The sequence below is a fragment of the Tahibacter aquaticus genome, from assembly GCF_004363655.1.
Lineage (GTDB): Bacteria > Pseudomonadota > Gammaproteobacteria > Xanthomonadales > Rhodanobacteraceae > Tahibacter > Tahibacter aquaticus.
Genome location: NZ_SNZH01000001.1, coordinates 721,346 through 736,424 on the forward strand (window position 1 = coordinate 721,346; position 15,079 = coordinate 736,424).

Below are 15,079 nucleotides of genomic sequence, written 5' to 3' on the forward strand. Positions count from 1 at the left end.
CACTCTTATTGAACCCTATGCAATTCGACGCGAATTCGTTGCCTGCATCGCTGGATTCGGCGTGCAATACCCGTGCGGAACCGCACTGCATTGCCGTTGAATTTTTGCTCCGCGCGGACCCGCACCCGCGTGCCTTTCCCGCGTGTCGCGGCCGACGAGACAGGCTACCGCTAAAGTCAGCTCCAACCGATGCGGCGCGAATTGCTGCATTCCCGGCCGTATCGACGGTATCGCCATTACCGCAGTATCAAATTTCCCTGCCATACGGATACATCTTTTCGTCCGTACTCAACCGGTTTTTTCCAAACAGAAATTCCCGTTATTTTTGTATTACCGTCCCGCGCATTCGCCATCGGCGCGCCGAAACGCGCTGTCCAGCCAGGGGGTTCCATGCAAGACCGATCCAGAGCGGCCCGCGCCGCCAGTGCGCTGTTGCTGTCCGCGTTTGCTGCGACCGCCACAGCCCAGGTGCAGCGCACCTTCGTCAATCTCGGTTTCGAGCTGCCCAGTGCCGGCAGTTCGAACTGCTTCTTCCAGGTCGACGAATCCACCGTCCCTGGCTGGACCACCAACCACCCCGCGCAGAGCGGCCAGGGCTGCGCGCCGCAGATCGCCGCCGGCTCGGGCAAGCTCATTGAAATCTGGGCGAATGGTTTCAGCGGCGTCAGCGCGCGTTCCGGTACACAGCTGGCCGAACTGAATGCCGAGGCAGCGTCACGCATTTACCAGAATGTCTGCCTGGCCACCGGCGAGCCCATAGGTTGGCGCTTCAGCCACCGCGGCCGTCAAAGCGCCACCGTCGACGACGTGGCCGAGTTCCGCGTCGGCAGCAGCGCCGGCACCAACCAGGTCATTCGCGCCGCCACGCAGAACGACGGCGGCTTCACCACGCCGACCTGCTTCAATACCGCCAGCAGCGGCAGCGGCATCAGCAGCAACAGCTGCGCCGCGCCGGTCTTGTCCGGCACGTGGCGCGATTATTCCGGCGAATTCACCTGGAACGGCGCCACCGGTGTACAGGCCATCGGCTTCGAGGCGATTTCCGCCGCCGGCGGCGCCACCATCGGCAATTTCATCGACGATATCCAGGTCACCCTGCGACCCTTCGTCGAACTCAATGCCGCCACGCTGAACGTGCGCGAAGGCAGCGGCGCCAGCCTGCCGGCGCTGCGCGTCGTCGGCACAGTGCCCGCCGGCGGCATCAGCGTGAACCTCGACGTACAAGCCTCCGGTACCGCCACGCGCGGCAGCGACTACACCACGGCAGGCAGCACCGACAGCGTCACTGTCGGCATTCCCGCCGGCGTCTACGACGGCAACGACTTCCCGCTGCCCATCGCCCTGGTCGACGATGCGGCGGTCGAGAACAACGAAACCCTGGTCATCGCCATCGTTTCCTCGCCGACCAACTACGTGCTCAGCTCCACCCAGACCTGCGGCGGCACGCCAGTCCTTTCCAGCACCGTCACCCTGCTGGACAACGAAGTGGATCTTTCCACCAGCCTAGCCGCACCGGCCTCCGCCGCCAACGGCAGCACGGTCAGCCTCGACGCCGCTTTTGCCAACCGCACTGCGGCGCCGACCACCGGCGACGCGACCGCGCACGATGCGACGGCTGCCATTGCAGTGGCCCAGCCGGCAGGGCTGAGCTTCACCAGCTGGACCTGCACCGCCAGCAACGGCGCACGCTGCCCCGGCGGCGGCGTCGATGCCAGCACCAGCGGCAGCGGCGCGATCAGCGGCAATGCCGTACTGCCGGCAGGCAATGCCACGGCCGGCGGTGCGATCAGCTACAGCATCCAGGCCAGCGTCAGCGCGGCGCACTGCAGTTCCGTCACCCTGGCTGCCAGCATCGCCACGCCTGCTCCACTGGCCGAAGGCAGCAACGTGCAAAGCGGCTTCACCTCGCCAGCCCCCGCCGGCACGGGCAACAACAGCGCCGGCGCAACCATTGCCGTGCCCTGCGCCAACCAGCCGCCCGTGTTCACCTCCACGCCGCCCAGCCAGGCCACGCGCGGCGAGCTGTATCGCTACGACGCCCAGGCCAGCGATCCCGATACGGCCGACGTACTCGCCTTCAACCTGGACAGCATGCCCGCCGGCATGAGCATCGACGCCGCCAGCGGCCGCATCGAATGGACACCGGCCGACGACCAGGTCGGCACGCATGCCGTCGCCGTGCGTGTCAGCGACGGCCGTGGCGGCCAGGCCGTGCAGGAGTTCACAATTACCGTCATTGCGGTCAACCGTCCACCGCGCATCACGAGTACTCCGGCCGTGGTCGGCGTCACTGGCCAGGCGTACAGCTATGACGTCAATGCCGTCGATGCCGATGGCGACACGGTCACCTACCGCCTGGTCGATGCACCGGCCGGCATGACCATCAATCCCGCCAGCGGCCTGATCGCCTGGACGCCGAACGATACCCAGCTCGCCGCAGCCGACGTTGTCGTACAGGCCAGCGACAGCCACGGCGCCAGCGACGACCAGGTATTCCGCATCATCGTCAATGCCAGCCTGATTGGCCGCAGCCACGTGGGCAAGGATTTCTGGTTTACCCACATGGAGAACTACTACATCGGCTGCCCCCCTGGACAAGAGCGTTGCATCGGCGCCAACGACAACGATCGACGCAGTCATTGGGTGACCGTCGCCGCACTCGAAGGAGCACAGGGCCATGTGGAAATCCCCGGCCTGTCGTTCCGCCAGGATTTCACGCTGGCCGCGGGCGAAGTCGCGGAAATCCGCCTGCCCTGGCAGGTCATGAATACGTGGAACTATCACGCCGTCGATATTGGCGTACACGTGGTTGCAGACAGGCCGGTTACCGTGGTCTCGACCAACCAGGCAGCAAAGACCACAGACTCGTCGGTCATCTATCCGACCGACGTACTCGGCACGCAGTACACGGTAATCGACTATCCGCACTGGGCCGGCCTGGGCGGCGAGTTCGGCCTGGTGGCAGCACAGGACAATACCCAGGTCACCTTCATTCCCCCGGCCGGCCGCACGATCGCGCGCCCTGCCGGCGTACCGGCGGGGTCGTCCTGGACGGTCACGCTGCAGCGTGGCCAGGCCTATTCGATGGTCATGGACTGGAACGAGGTCGGCCTGTATCGGCCCTACTCGGGTCTGCGGCTCATCTCGACAGCCCCGATTGCCGTGTTCGGCGGCAGTTTCTGCGCCGATGTCCCCAGCAGCGCATCGCATTGCGATCACCTCTACGAACAGCTGCTGCCGGACCGCAACCTCGGCCAGCATTTCCAGGCCGGGCGCCTGGCCACGCGAACCGTCGGTAATCTCTATCGATTCACGGCGACCGAACCGGAAACCGCCGTCTACGCCGGCAGCCGCCTGATCGCCGTGCTCAAGGCCGGCGACGCCGTCGACCGCATTCTCGATGGGCCGGTCGACATCCGCGCCAGCAAACCCGTGCAGATGTGGATGATCGCGCAGAGCGAGAGTGTCGACAGCCAGCAGCGCCAGGTTCCGGCAGATGTCGATGTCAGCGGCGCAGAAGACAGCGATGGCGACCTGCTCGATCCGTTTGCGGTCGCCGTGCCGCCGGTCGGTACCGAGCTGTCTGATTATTTGTTCACAACGCCAAAACTCAGCAACTTCAAGCTGCACTACGCCGACGTCGTCATCGCCCAGTCGGCGGCCGCTACGCTCACACTCGATGGACAGCCGGTCACTGGCGTGGCCTGGCTGTCGATCGCCGGCAGCAACAAGGTACATGGCAACCTGCGCTTGACTGCCGGCCGACACCGTCTCACCGCGGTCTCGCCGTTCGGCCTGACCGTATACGGCTATGGCAGGAAGGAATCCTACGGTTACGCCGGCGGCCTGCTGATCGGCGACCAGGACCGCGTGCGCCGGCTGGAGGTCACGCCGCTGCAACAGACCCGCACCATCGGCGACAGCGCCTGCTTCGCGGTCGTCGCCCGCGATGAACAGCATCGCCGTGTGCCTTATGCGCGCTTTGCCGCGCGCGTCGAAGGCGCCTGGCCGCGGCTGGAAGCGCGCTACCTCGACGGCACCGGCCGCGGCGAGTACTGCTTCGAACAACCGGCCGCGGGCATCTCGCCAGTGCAGTTCAGTTCGGGTTTTGCCCAGGTGGACGCCGAAGTGCAATGGCAGGCACCGGGTGACGGCATCAACCGCGCCCCGATCATTACCTCTCTGCCAGAGCTGGAACTGCACGACGCGCCCTTCCACTACACCGTCCGCGCACTCGACCCGAACAACGACGCTCTGACCTACGTACTCGTCGACGGCCCCGCCGGTGCGCAGATCGATGCGCTGAGCGGCGCACTGAGCTGGACCGCCGCCGCCCCATCCGACCGCGAGCCGCTGCTGCAGGGCTTTACCGTGCGTGCCGTCGATCCGCAGGGGCTTTATGCCGAGCAGGTGTTCGACCTGCGCATCAGTTTCGCGGCACGCCTGTCGCCCATTTCGCAGCAACAGGTGATGCAATACACCGAGTTCGGCAAGAACATCTACCAGATCCTCGGCGGCCTGCTCGAACGCATGCGCGTCGAGGTCATCGAAGCCCCGCCACTGGTGACGGCGGACTACGCGCCCGGCACGCGCGCGGGCTCGCTCAAATGGGGCGGCGGCGGCGTATCGCCTGCACTGCGCCATAACAACAAATTGCAATTGGGTACGCGCGACGGACGCTTCGGCAGCCCCGGCATTGCCTCGCAGCCGGTCTGGAGCAACAACACCAGCATAGGCATGCTCGTGCCTGTATTCGGCCGTCCGCTGGATACCAACAACGACGGTATCGTCAACGCCAGCGACCGCCTCGTTGCCCTCGGCGTGAACCAGGGCAGTCTGCTAGTTGCACGTTATGTCGACACCGGCCAGACCCTGCCCTGGTCCGGCACCTTGCCCGCCAGCCAGGTCGCCATACCGGCTTTCGCCGACCTGGACAACGATGGCAAAGACGAGATTCTCTACCGCACGACCACCACATCGCAGCTGGTCGCGCTCAACGGCGCCGGCCAGCGCCGCTGGAATATCGATCCGGTCTATGGCAGCGCCACGCTGAGCACCCTGCAGACCAGCATCGAGACCGCCGACCTGGACGGCGACGGCCTGCCCGAGATCGTCGCCGGCGGCAATGTCTACGGCGCCGACGGCGTGCTGCGCTGGAGTTTCGGCGCGCTCGCCCAGTCTGCTGGTGCGTTGGTCGCCTATCCACTGATCAGCGATCTGGACAACGACGGCCAGCCCGAAGTCGCCCTGTTCAACGAAGTGCGCCGCGGCGACGGCAGCCTGTTGTGGCGCCTGCCCACCGACAGCATCGGTATTACCTACGGCCTTTTCGCCGCCTACGACATTGACAACGATGGCGACAAGGAAGTGTTTGCCACGGTATTGAGCACGCCGGTCGGCGTACAGCGGCTGGAACGCCTGGACAGCAACGGTGCCCGCTTGGGCCCGCCGATCGCGCTGGTCAGCGCCGGCGGCGCGCCGCATCTGTTCGATTTCGATCGCGACGGCGCCATCGATGTGTACCTGCCCGAAGAACATCTGGCCGTCACCACCGCTGGCAACGTTGTCTACCAGGGCATTCCCGACAACACCTCGACTGCGTCTGCCTATCCCCTCCTGGCCGATCTCAACCGCGACGGTGCGATGGAATATTTCCCCAATTCCGCGCTGAACGTGCGCGACCTTCAGACCGACTGGCTCTGGTCGGTGGGGTCGAGCTACTACTACGCCGGCGGTACGCGGGGCCTGGGCGCCTTCGTCGACAGCAACGGCGACGGCAATGCCGAGCTGTTCGTCAGCGGGTATACCAATGCGTTGGAAAAACCCGTAAGCGGCGTGTGGCCGATCGATCGCGCCGGCCGGCGCAGCTTCCGCGACGGGGCGGGCCGGCATGCCGGCAGTTTCGGCCTGGAGATTCCACCGGCGACACCGAACGACCTGCGTTTCGATGCCTGGATCGGCGACCTGTACCTGAAAACCAACGTCGCCGGCCAGCTCGGCTTCGAGGTAAGCCTGCGCAACCGCGGCCTCAAGCCCATCGTCAATCCGCTGAGCGTCAGCCTATATGCGGGCCCGCGCGGCCAAGGCGGCATCCTGCTCGCCACCACCACGACACCGCCGCTGGGTTCGAGCCAGCGCCGCACGATAAGCCTGCCGCCAGTAACAGCCGATCGCGCCCAGGGCTGGATCTACGCCTATGTCGACGCAGCCGAGACCACTGCCGACTATTCCACGCACAACAACGTCGTGGCGGCACACATGATCCGCCTGCAACTCAGCGACGGCGCCGACCGCGTCGATACACAGACCAGCAGCGTGCAGGTGCTGGCGGCGCCGAAATCGTTCGGCCTCAGCGGTGCTCTGCCGGCACAGGTCTATTCCGGGCGTGAAATGAGCGCGCAGATCCTGGGCGCAGCGGCCGACTACGACGGCACGCCTTATTTCCGCCTGGTCTCCTCGCCACCCAAGGGCATGCGCATCGACCCCTGGACCGGCGTGATCAGCTGGACACCGACGCCGGACCAGGCAGGCTGGAATACCGCCTGGGTACAAGTGGATTTTTTCGAGGGCAGCAGCGCGTCGCTGTCCCTGAGCACCCAGGTCATCGCCAACCCAAACCGGCCGCCGTCGATTCAGTCGAGTCCGCCGACGCAGGCTACCGCCGATACGCCGTGGAGCTACCCGGTCGCCGCTACCGATCCGGACAGCGACGTGCTGACCTATGCACTGACCACCTCGCCCGCCGGAATGACCATCAACCCGCAATCGGGGCTGATCGAATGGACGCCAACCCAGGCCCAGGCCGGCAACTCGCAGAGCGGCACCAGCTATTCCGTCGTGCTGCGCGTGACCGATACGGGCAGTAACTCGGTAACGCAGAACTTCTCGGTAGTCGTGCGCAAACCCACCTACGCGGCGCCCGTGTTCACCACGGTACCAGGCACACGCGCCAAGGTCGGCTGCCTGTACAGCTACGCCGCCCAAGTGACGCAGGTTGCCGGCACCTCGGTCTATTTCGGCCTGGACAGCACTGACAAACCCAGCGGCATGCAGGTCGGTGTCTACACGGGGCTGGTTCAGTGGACCCCGGGTACCGGGCAGGTCGGCAGCCACCCCGTCAAGCTTCACGCCACGACCAACGGCACCAGCAGCTCCAGCAACCAGTCGTATCGCATCAACGTGCTCGCCGCATCCGAGCAACTGGGTATCGACATCGCGATAGAGCCGCCCTTCATCACGCTGGGCCAGCCCGTGACGGTGACGGCACAGGCGATCAATCCCGCAGCCACGCCCACGCTGAACCTCACCGTCGACGGCTCGCCCGTGACGCTGGATTCGCAAGGCCGCTACACCTTCACGCCGAGCAGTGTCGGCACCCATGCCATCGCTGCCAGCGTTACCGACGGCTGCCATAGCGCACAGGCGAGCAAGCAGGCCTACGTATCCGACCCGAGCGACAGCGAGCCCCCGCAGGTTCAACTGCACTCGCCCGCCGACAACGGCGTCGTGACCAAGCCCACGGCGGTCATGGCCACCGTCAGCGATGCACGCCTGGCCAGCTGGCGCCTTGCCCTCAAGGACGAACAGGGCGGCACGGCGGCCCGCGTGCTGGCCAGCGGCACCAGCACTTTCAGCAATGTGGAAATTGCCAAGCTCGACCCCACCCTGCTGCTCAACGGCTTCCATATCCTGGTACTGGAGGCCACCGACACCAGCGGCCGCGTGAGCTTCGACTCCGTTGCCGTCAGCGTGGAAGGCGACATGAAGGTCGGCCATTTCTCCATCACCTTGCTCGACGTGGAAATCCCGCTCAGCGGCATTCCCATCCGCGTCACCCGCACTTACGACACGCGCCGCGCGCAGGAAGACCTCGATTTCGGCTATGGCTGGAGCATCGACTACCAGAACGTGCGCGTGCGCGAAAACCGCCGCCTCGGCTTCAGCTGGCGCCTGGCCCAGGACGGCGGCGGCTTCACGCCGTGGTGCGTGCGGCCGCTGTCCGACCCCCTGGTCACGGTCACCCTGCCCGACGGCAAAGTGGAGAAATTCAAAGCCAGGTTCCAGCCCGAGTGCCAGCCGTATACGGCGCAGGTCTACGGCGAGATGGTGTTCGACCCGGTCGGCAACACCCACGGCAAGCTGGAGCAGCTCAGCTTCGGCACCTTGCGCGTGGTCGAGCAGGGCGACGGCAGCAGCAATGTGGTCGACCCGGGCGACCCGGCCCAGCCAGCCGATCCGCAGCTCTACCGCCTGACCACGGCCGAAGGGCTGGTCTACGAAATCGACCAGGGCTTCGGCATCAGGACCATCACCGACCAGACCGGCAACACCATCACCTACGACCGCACCGGCATCCGCCACTCCAACGGCCGCGCCGTCGGTTTCGTGCGCGATGCCAACGACCGCATCGAGCGCATCACCCTGCCCGACGGCGAATCGCGCCGGTATGCCTATTCGCCGGCGGGCGACCTCGTGCGGACTACCGATGCCGCCGGCGTGTTCTACAACTACGACTACCTCATCCACCCACGCTGGAAGCACTACCTCAACCGCATTGCCGACGCGGCCACGACGCCCAACCTGCTCGCCCGGCACGAATACGACGAACAGGGCCGCCTGGTCGCGACCATCGATGCAAACAACCAACGCATCGAGTACACGCACAACCTCAGCGGCCAGGTCGAAGTGATCAAGAACCGCCGCGGCCATTCGACCACCTATGTCTACGACGACAACGGCTGGGTGCTGAGCGAAACCAACGCGCTGAACGAACAGACCCTGCATACCTACGATGCCAACGGCAGCGAGCTGACGACGACCGATCCGCTGGGCCGGGTCACCACGCGCAGCTACGACGTGCGCGGCAACCTGCTCACCGAAACCAACCACGCCGGCGAAACCGTCACACGCACTTACGGCTACTACAACCAGCTCAAGACCGAGACCGATGCACTGGGCCGACTGGTGCTGAGCAATGCCTACTGGATCAACCCGGCCATAGGCCAGGAAAGCGGCATCCTGCTGCGCAGCACCGATGGCCTGGGCAACACCACGCACTACGGCATGGACGTCTGCAGCAGCGGCTGCGGCAACAGCGGCAACCTCGAATCGCTGACCGACGCCAACGGCAACACCCGCCGCTTCGAGTACGACCGCTACGGCAACCTGGCCAAGGAAACCGACACCCAGGGCAATGCCACCGTGCGCCAGTACGACGCCATGGGCCGCGTGCTGCGGGAGACGCGCCAGCGCCGCGTCGACGGTGCCGTCGACGAGCTGGTCACCACGTACGAATACGATACGGCCGGCCAGCTCAAGCAGAGCGTGCAGCCCGACGGCACCGTCACCGAACGCTCCTACAATGCCCTGGGCCAGCTGCAGGTCGAGGTCGTGGCCGGCCGGCGCACTGACTACACCTATACAGCCGACGGCCGCCTCTACACGCAAAGCAAAGGCCCCGTGAGCTCGCTGGTCTACGATGCCGAAGGCAACGTCATCGCCTCGCGCGACAGGAACCAGAACCTGACCGAGACCCTCTACGACGCCGCCAACCGGCCCATCGAGGTCATCCTTCCCGATGCCACGTCAGTGAGCGGCACCGACACCTCGCGCACGAAGCAGGAGTACTACAAGGACGGTCAACTCAAATACAGCTGGGACGAACGCAACAACCGCACCCAGTACCTGTACGACGACGCCGGCCGCCAGGTCTCGGTGATCAATGCACTGAACGAAGCCACCAGCTCGATCTACGACGACAACGGCCGGCGCATCGCCAGCATCGACAACCTCGACCGCACGACGAAGTACGAATACGACATTGCCGGAAGACTCACGCGCACTATCCTGCCCGACGCCGGCGCCGACGACGGCAACGATGCCAACAACCTCACGGTCGACTACGGCTACGACAAGGTCGGCCGCAAGATCGCGGAAACCGATCCGGCCAACCGCACCACACGCTTCGTCTACGACGCCGAAAGCCGCCTGATTGCCGTGGTACTGCCCAACCCCACGACCGGCGACAACCCCGTAGGTATCGCCGATGCCCTGGGCCGCGGCGAATACCCCGGTTCCACCATCGCCAGCAGCGGCGTCCTCGTCACGCGCTACGCCTACGACGAGCAAGGCAACAAGACACGCCAGATCGACGCCCTCAACCGCACCACTGCCTGGAACTACGACCGCATGGGCCGCGTGACCCGGCGCACCTTGCCTCTGGGCCAGTTCGAACGCTTCGGCTACGACGCCCTGGGACGGCTCGACTGGAAACTCGACTTCAACAGCCAGCTCACCGGCTTCGTCTACGACACCGCAAACCGCCTGACCAGCACGCGCTTTGCCGACGGCACCGAACTGACGCTGACCCTGGATGAAAAAGACCGTCCGCGCACACTCACCTACGGCGGCCTGACCGAAACCCGCCGCTACGACCGGCGCGACCGGCTCGACCAGGTCACGTGGTCCGACGGCCAGCAGATCGACTACACCTACGACAAAGCCAGCAACCGCACCCAGGTCAAAACCGCGACGCGCACCATCGACTTCAGCTTCGACGCCCTTAACCGGCTGAAGACCGTCAGCGAAGTCGCCAGCACCGCCCTGGGCCAGAGCGGCGGCCCGCGCGTCACCACCTACGGCTACGACGGCGTCGGCAACCGCGACCATATCGTCCACGCCAATGGCACGCGGGTGGATTACCGCTACGACCGCATGAACAGGCTCACCACGCTGACGCATCGCAAGGGCGCCGCCGTGCTGCTGGCACTCGGCTACGCACTCAATCCCGACGGCACCCGAGCCGCCATCGCCGAGCAGGTGCAACAGAAGGACACGCAAGGCCAGTACGTCGTCGACGGCAATGGCCAGCCGGTACTCAATGCCACCCGCACCACGAGCTACCAGTACGACAAGACCAAGCGCCTGATCGAAGAAGCCGTCACAGCGGCCAACGCCGATCACCAGCGCACGACAAGCTGGGCCTACGACAAGGTCGGCAACCGCCTGAGCCAGGTGCACACCGTGCCGGGCGGCCCCACCGTGACGGCCAGCACCACGACAACGAGCTACAGCTACGACGCCAACGACCGCCTGCTGCAGGAATCGGCTGCCAGCAACGGCATCACCCGCCTGACCAGCCACGGCTACGACCTCAACGGCAGCCTGATCGAAACCACTACGCCCGAACAGACCATGTATTACCGCTACGACGGCCAGAACCGCATGGTGCAGGCGGAGCGGAAGATGGGATCGCTTCTCGACATCACGCAGTACAGCTATACGGCGGATGGGATACGGCGCAGCCAGGTGTTGAAGGCGGGGACTGGGGATGCGAGGGAGATTCGGTACTTGATTGATCCGAATCAGGCCTATGCGCAGGTGATGGAAGAACGCGTCGGTACACCGTTGGCGGCCGGGGCAAACGTCAGTGGGCTGAACCTAAAGACGGCTTATACCTATGGCGATGACCTGTTGGGGCAATATGCGCTGCGCGATGCGAGCGGTACTGTCCTGCCAGGAGCGGCGACGGCGGCCATAGCGAGTACGTTCCATTACGACGGCCTCGGCAGCACGCGGTTGCTGACAGGCGACACCGGCAATACTATCGACAGCTACGCTTACGGTGCCTTTGGCGAGATAGATCGAAATACGAGCGCCCTAGCAGCACCGGATACCCCAGCCACGGACTATCAGTACACCGGCGAACAGCACGATCCGAACCTTGGGTTCTATTACCTGCGGGCGAGGTATATGGACCCGGGGAGTGGGAGGTTTACACAATCAGATTCGTTTGATGGCTTCAGCAGCGATCCGCTGTCACTGCACAAGTACACTGCGAACCACAATGATCCTGCAAACCGGGTCGACCCAACCGGGAACATTTCCACTCTGGTTGAGCTCGGGGCTTCGAACCAGGTTCTCGCCTCGCTGATGCGGACAACGTTTACCGTGATGAACTACATCGACCGTGTGAACAGCATGGTCGGCGTGATTCAAGCCTTCTGGGAGATCTCCAACCTGCTTCAGAATCCAATGGCGTTTCAGAGCGCGTCCAACTTCCTGAATTCCAGTGACCCTGGCTTCATGTCATTGATCCAGCAGAATTTTAGTGACGCTGTTCATAAGTTTCGTCGGAACTCGGGAAAGCTGTTTGCAAGCACAATCCAGAACTACAGCAACGACATCGCAAATACCATTGTCGGCACCAATCAGGCGGGGCAGGAACGCGGCTTCCTCATTTTTCTTCCGACACCAACTGTTATCTCAAATGCAGTAAAGATCGACTTTCCCATGGGTCGAATCAACGCCAAGGGCAAGACAATTCGAATACTCGGAAGGGTTGGTGGACCAGCCAAGCATCGAGGAAGGGTGATTGGTCTCGGAAGCTTTACGGGAACCCAGCACTACCAGCAGTATTTCCGCATGGACTACGACACAAGCCACGGCCACCACGGAATAACAACTCCTGACAGCTGGACCGACGGAAACTTTCATTTCCATACTAAGTAGAACATGAAAATTCGAAAGATCATTTCATCGCGAGGCTGGAGGCATTCCGGGTTCTCTGGAAACCGTGTTGCGGTAGAGGCTTTCCCGCGCAACGCTTCCGACCTCCCGGATGCATCACTCATCTATCTGGCCGAAGACGAGAGATTCTTCTGGCTTGTATGCAATTACGACGACGATGCAGATCACGCCGAATTCGATTCTAAAGTGACGACGAGCGACGATGGGACGATCCCCATCAGTGGTTTCTTCTCATTTAAATTTGAAACATCATCGTTGATAGAAATGGAGATAAGCACGGAATGGCATATGGTCGCGCATAGCGACCATCCGCTTGATGGGCTTGACCTGCCCATAGCTCCTTCCAATGAAATTCCATTGGTCGAAATCTTGACAGAATCGCCTCTCTTCCGGTTGTCAGGAAACCTTGAAGAGCTTCAATTGTCAGGGGTTGATTCAGTTTGCAAATATAGCCTGTCGCGGAAACAGGCGAAGATTCTTGTGGATGACGGAAGTCGTGGCTCGTGCATAGGGTTCACTTACGAACAGAATGCTTCACGATGCATAGTTGTGCGCTCTGTGTTTGAAACCACCTCGGAGATTGATTTTGTCCTCGGGAATCCTGTCCAGGTTTCATCTAGAGAAATTTTTTCATTATTCTAGAAATTTACAAACAAGTTAAGGTGTAACCGTCCGGCCCCGCCACCTTCCGGCCGCAGTCATCGCCAGCGATGCTTACGCCACGGGCTGCCAGCGATGTGGCAATAGTTCGGCAATGCGTCGATTGGGATGAGTCGGGAGGCGAGTCAGCACATCGACGAGATAGGCGTAGGGATCGCGAGCGTTCTGCTTGGCGGTAGCGATGAGGCTCATGATGGCAGCGGCGCGTTCGCCGGCGGCGCGCGATCCGGCAAACAGCCAATTCTTGCGGCCGATGGCGACAGGTCGGATGGCGCGTTCAACGGGATTGTTGTCGATGGGCAGACGACCGTCGTCGATATAGCGCACCAGCGCGACAGACTAACGGGGTCAGGTTAACTTAGCGCCAGCAAAAAGCCCCGCATTGCGGGGCTTTTTGCGACGACGACGCGGGCCGCCAGGTCTCGGTGATCAATGCACTGAACGAAGCCACCAGCTCGATCTACGACGACAACGGCCGGCGCATCGCCAGCATCGACAACCTCGACCGCACGACGAAGTACGAATACGACATTGCCGGAAGACTCACGCGCACTATCCTGCCCGACGCCGGCGCCGACGACGGCAACGATGCCAACAACCTCACGGTCGACTACGGCTACGACAAGGTCGGCCGCAAGATCGCGGAAACCGATCCGGCCAACCGCACCACACGCTTCGTCTACGACGCCGAAAGCCGCCTGATTGCCGTGGTACTGCCCAACCCCACGACCGGCGACAACCCCGTAGGTATCGCCGATGCCCTGGGCCGCGGCGAATACCCCGGTTCCACCATCGCCAGCAGCGGCGTCCTCGTCACGCGCTACGCCTACGACGAGCAAGGCAACAAGACACGCCAGATCGACGCCCTCAACCGCACCACTGCCTGGAACTACGACCGCATGGGCCGCGTGACCCGGCGCACCTTGCCTCTGGGCCAGTTCGAACGCTTCGGCTACGACGCCCTGGGACGGCTCGACTGGAAACTCGACTTCAACAGCCAGCTCACCGGCTTCGTCTACGACACCGCAAACCGCCTGACCAGCACGCGCTTTGCCGACGGCACCGAACTGACGCTGACCCTGGATGAAAAAGACCGTCCGCGCACACTCACCTACGGCGGCCTGACCGAAACCCGCCGCTACGACCGGCGCGACCGGCTCGACCAGGTCACGTGGTCCGACGGCCAGCAGATCGACTACACCTACGACAAAGCCAGCAACCGCACCCAGGTCAAAACCGCGACGCGCACCATCGACTTCAGCTTCGACGCCCTTAACCGGCTGAAGACCGTCAGCGAAGTCGCCAGCACCGCCCTGGGCCAGAGCGGCGGCCCGCGCGTCACCACCTACGGCTACGACGGCGTCGGCAACCGCGACCATATCGTCCACGCCAATGGCACGCGGGTGGATTACCGCTACGACCGCATGAACAGGCTCACCACGCTGACGCATCGCAAGGGCGCCGCCGTGCTGCTGGCACTCGGCTACGCACTCAATCCCGACGGCACCCGAGCCGCCATCGCCGAGCAGGTGCAACAGAAGGACACGCAAGGCCAGTACGTCGTCGACGGCAATGGCCAGCCGGTGCTCGATGCCACCCGCACCACCAGCTACCAATACGACAAGACCAAGCGCCTGATCGAAGAAGCCGTCACCGCGGCCAATGCCGATCACCAGCGCACGACAAGCTGGGCCTACGACAAGGTCGGCAACCGCCTGAGCCAGGTGCACACCGTGCCGGGCGGCCCCACCGTGACGGCCAGCACCACGACAACGAGCTACAGCTACGACGCCAACGACCGCCTGCTGCAGGAATCGGCTGCCAGCAACGGCATCACCCGCCTGACCAGCCACGGCTACGACCTCAACGGCAGCCTGATCGAAACCACCAC

3 protein-coding genes and 1 pseudogene are annotated in these 15,079 nt (G+C 63.7%); 3 read left to right on the forward strand and 1 reads right to left on the reverse strand.

The genetic code is table 11. The features are described 5' to 3' along the window. Window positions 1–390: 390 nt before the first annotated feature. Window positions 391–12,510: a putative Ig domain-containing protein gene (locus tag DFR29_RS02890; RefSeq protein ID WP_166653830.1), complete on the forward strand. Its 12,120-nt coding sequence runs from the start codon at window positions 391–393 to the stop codon at window positions 12,508–12,510. Window positions 12,511–12,513: 3 nt separating this feature from the next. Continuing rightward, window positions 12,514–13,170 carry a hypothetical protein gene (locus DFR29_RS02895; RefSeq protein WP_133817042.1) on the forward strand — a complete coding sequence of 219 codons (657 nt, stop codon included), beginning with the start codon at window positions 12,514–12,516 and terminating at the stop codon, window positions 13,168–13,170. Between the two features lie 72 nt (window positions 13,171–13,242). On the opposite strand, the pseudogene DFR29_RS02900 reads toward DFR29_RS02895, so the two are convergent. Beyond that, a pseudogene (locus DFR29_RS02900) lies at window positions 13,243–13,521 on the reverse strand (transposase domain-containing protein); the annotation flags it as partial. A gap of 92 nt (window positions 13,522–13,613) precedes the next feature. On the opposite strand from DFR29_RS02900, the gene DFR29_RS28945 reads away from it, so the two are divergent. Further along, the coding region (locus DFR29_RS28945) for an RHS repeat protein (RefSeq protein ID WP_166653831.1) at window positions 13,614–15,079 on the forward strand (1,466 nt) is incomplete at its 3' end.